This window comes from Streptomyces sp. WM6372 (assembly GCF_001279655.1).
Lineage (GTDB): Bacteria > Actinomycetota > Actinomycetes > Streptomycetales > Streptomycetaceae > Streptomyces.
Genome location: NZ_LGDB01000069.1, coordinates 1 through 3806, shown reverse-complemented (window position 1 = coordinate 3806; position 3806 = coordinate 1). Strand labels below are relative to the sequence as shown.

Sequence of the window (3806 nt, the reverse complement as noted above, 5' to 3'; positions counted from 1 at the left end):
GCCACCAGATGACGCGCCAGACGATTCGCCCGAACGTTCAACTCCGCATACGACAGCTCAACCCCACCGCACACCACCGCCGGCGCATCCGGAGTCCGCGCCACCTGCGCCTCGAACAACTCCGGCAACGTCGCATCCGGAACCTCACGAACCGTGTCGTTCCACTCGACCAGCATCCGCCGACGCTCGTCGGCGGCAATGACGCCGAACGATCGAATGGCCGCATCGGGATCGGCGGTGACTTCCTCGATGACCCGGACCAGACGGTCCACGAGTCCTCGGCCCGTCTCCGCCGAAAACAGGTCGGTGCGGTAATCCAGCTGCCCCTCAAGACCTGCGGGCTTGCCGTCGACGCCGTGGGTCTCCCCCAGGCTGAACGACAGGTCGAACCTGGCAGCCACGCCGTCGGCAGGCTCCGCCAACGTCTGGATGCCGGGCAGATCGAGGTCCGGGCGGGTGTTGTTCTGGAAGGCGAGCATGACCTGGAAGAGGGGGTGGCGGGCCATGGAGCGTGCCGGATTGAGGATCTCCACCAGCCGCTCGAAGGGCACGTCCTGATGGGCGAACGCCGCCAGGTCCGCTTCCCGGACCCGCTCCACGATCTCCCGGAAGGTCGGGTCGCCCGAGACGTCGGTCCGCAGGACCAGCGTGTTCACGAAGAACCCGACCATGTCGTCGAGCGCGTCGTCGGTACGCCCGGCGACGGGCGTGCCGATCGGGATGTCCTGCCCGGCGCCCATCTTGGACAGCAGGACGGCGAGAGCTGCCTGCACCGTCATGAAGACGCTCGCCCCGCAGGACCGCGAGAGCTCCACCAGACGTGCGTGCACCTCCGCCGGTACGTGCACCTCCACCGAAGCACCCTCGTGCGAAGCCACGGCCGGGCGCGGGAAGTCCACCGGCAGCTCCAGCTGCTCCGGAAGATCGGCCAGCGCCCGCTCCCAGTACGCGACCTGGGCAGCGATCACGCTCTCCGGGTCGTCCTCGCTGCCGAGTACCTCGCGCTGCCACAGCGTGTAATCCGCGTACTGCACCGCAAGCTCTTCCCACGCCGGGGCATCCCCCTGGCAGCGAGCCGCGTACGCCTGCGACAGGTCCCGGGCCAGCGGAGCCATCGACCAGCCATCCGCCGCAATGTGATGCACCACCATGACGAGAACCCACTCGCCCGGAGCATCCGCAACCTCCAGCAGGCGCACCCGCCACGGCAGATCCCGCTCCAGATCGAACCCGGCACCGGTTACGCCCGCCACCACCGCGGCAACGTCACCCGCCGGCACCGACTCCACCACAACAGCGGGAATGCCCGCGGCACCCTGCAAGATCTCCTGCCGCGGCTCCCCGTCCACCTGCGGAAACACCGTCTGCAGACTCTCATGCCGACCCGCGACGTCCGCCAACGCGGCCCGCAACGCCTCCACGTCCAGGACACCACTCAGACGCAGCACGAGCGGAATGTTGTACGTCGCGGAGGCACCTTCGAGCTGACCCAGGAACCACAGACGACGCTGCGCGAACGACACCGGAAGAACCTCCGGCCGCGCCCGCCGCTCCAACGGCTTCCGGACCTGAACGCCCTCATCGAGCCGAACCACCAGCCCGGCGACAGTCGGAGCCTCGAACAATGACCGGATGCTCACCTCCACCCCGAGGACGGACCGGATCCGCCGGCTCACCAGCCGGGTCGCCAGCAGCGAATGCCCACCCAGCTCGAAGAAACCGTCATCGATCGACACCGACTCCACACCGAGAACCTCGGCGAACAGGCCGCACAGGATCTCCTCCCGCGGCGACCGCGGCCCGCGGCCGGCTCCTACCGCCGCGTACTCCGGGGCCGGCAGGGCCCGCCTGTCCAGCTTTCCGTTCGGTGTCAACGGCAGCGCATCGAGGGCAACGAACGCGGAGGGCACCATGTAGTCCGGCAGCCGCTCCGCCACGAACCCGCGCAGCACAGCAGGGTCGAGGGCCTCGGTTGCGATGCCTGCACCCGGCACCACGTAAGCCGCCAGTCGCTTGTCTCCAGGAGTGTCCTCCCGTACGACCACGGCCGTCTGGCCGACGAGGGCGTGCTCCGCCAGAGCGATCTCGATTTCACCGAGTTCGAGTCGCTGTCCGCGGATCTTGACCTGGTGGTCCCGCCGCTCCACGAACTCCAGGCGGCCGTCCGGCAGGCACCTGACGTAGTCGCCCATGCGGTACATCCGTGCGCCGGGTTCGTCGGAGAAGGGGTCGGCCACGAAGGCGGCTGCCGTTCGGGTCGCGTCCCCGATGTAGCCCTGGCCGACGCCCACGCCGCTGACGTACAGGTCTCCCGGCATTCCCGGGGGGACCGGCTGGAGAGCCTCGTTCAGGATGTACAGCCGTATGTTTCGAATCGGGGTGCCGATGGTGACTTTCTGCTCTGCGCCGTACGCCTCGCTCGTGATGACGGCGTGCGAGACGTCGTCCGAGCATTCCGTCGAACCGTAGGCGTTGACGAGCGGGATCTCCGGGTACCGCGCGAACCATCGCTCGCACAGGCCGCCCGGTAGCGGCTCCCCCGTCACGACCAGCCAGCGGAGTCGCGGCAGTTCGAGCTGCACTTCCTCGGCGTCCCACAGGTCGAGGGCGGCGCGGAGGAGTGAGGGTACGACCTCCAGGACGGACACTCCCTCGTCGGCGACCCGCCCGAAGAGCTCCCGGGGGTCTGCTGCGACCGTCCGGTCGACGATGCGGATCCGCCCGCCGAGCATCAGCGCCGCGAACATCTGCCAGACCGAGATGTTGAAGGTCAGCGGCGCGTTCTGCATGACGTGGTCCGCTTCGGAGAGGTGCAGGTCCTCGATCTTCGCCAGCAGATGGTTCTCCATGCCGGCCCGGTGGACCATCGCTCCCTTCGGTCGCCCGGTGGAGCCCGAAGTGAAGATGGAGTACGCGATGTCGTAGGTCTCGGATCGGCTCGGATACCAATCGGAGCCGTCCTGTTCGTCACCCATGACGAGGACTTCGACGTCGCCTCTCGACGCGGCGGCGACGGCCCGTGCCTGCTCGAGGTGTTTCCTCTCCGTCAGCAGACAGTCCGCGCCGCTGTCGGTGAGGTACGTCGCGCTCCGCGCGGTCGGGGCGTGCGGGTCCAGCGGGATGTAGCCGGCTCGGCTGCCGAACACGCCCAGCACCGACGAGACGAACGGTGCTCCGGGATCCGAGAGGATTCCGACGAGTGCTCCCACTCCTGTTCCACGTTCCGCGAGGCGCCTGGACAGTGCGCTCGCCCGGGACATCAAGGCCTCGTAGGTGACGTCGCCTTCATCGTCCGTGACGGCGACCGCGTCCGGCTGCCTGCGGGCGACATCCCTGATCCTGTCCACGACGTCGCGGAACTCCGCGACGTCACGCCGGCCGTGCAGGGAAGAGAGCACGCGCTCACGCTCATGCGCGTCGAGGATGCCGACACGGCCGACAGGGATCCGCGAGGTTTCGGCAATGGCCCGGAATACGAGGAGAAGTCGGCTGCCGAGTTCCTCCACCGCTGCACGGTCGAACAGGTCGGGTCCGTATTCCATGCGGATCTCGACGCTGTCCCCGGGCAGGACGCGCAGGTTCATCGGGTAGTGGCTGGCGTCGTGGGCTTCGGCGTGGGTGAGAGAGAGGGTGGACGTCGCCCGTTCGAAAGCCTCGTTCTCGACGGGGTAGTTCTCGAAGACGATGACGGTGTCGAAGAGCTCGTTGGCCGGGGTCAGGTGGTGGATGTCGGTGAGTTTGAGGTGCTGGTGGGGCAGGAGGGCGCTCTGTTCGTCCTGGAGGCGTACGAGTGCCTCTCGTACGGA

At 68.1% G+C, this 3806-nt stretch carries 1 protein-coding gene; it reads right to left on the bottom strand.

Annotated elements, in window-relative coordinates:
* On the bottom strand, window positions 1–3758 hold a 3758-nt coding region (locus ADK52_RS07415; protein ID WP_234343511.1), incomplete at its 3' end, for a non-ribosomal peptide synthetase.
* Between the last annotated feature and the right edge of the window lie 48 nt (window positions 3759–3806).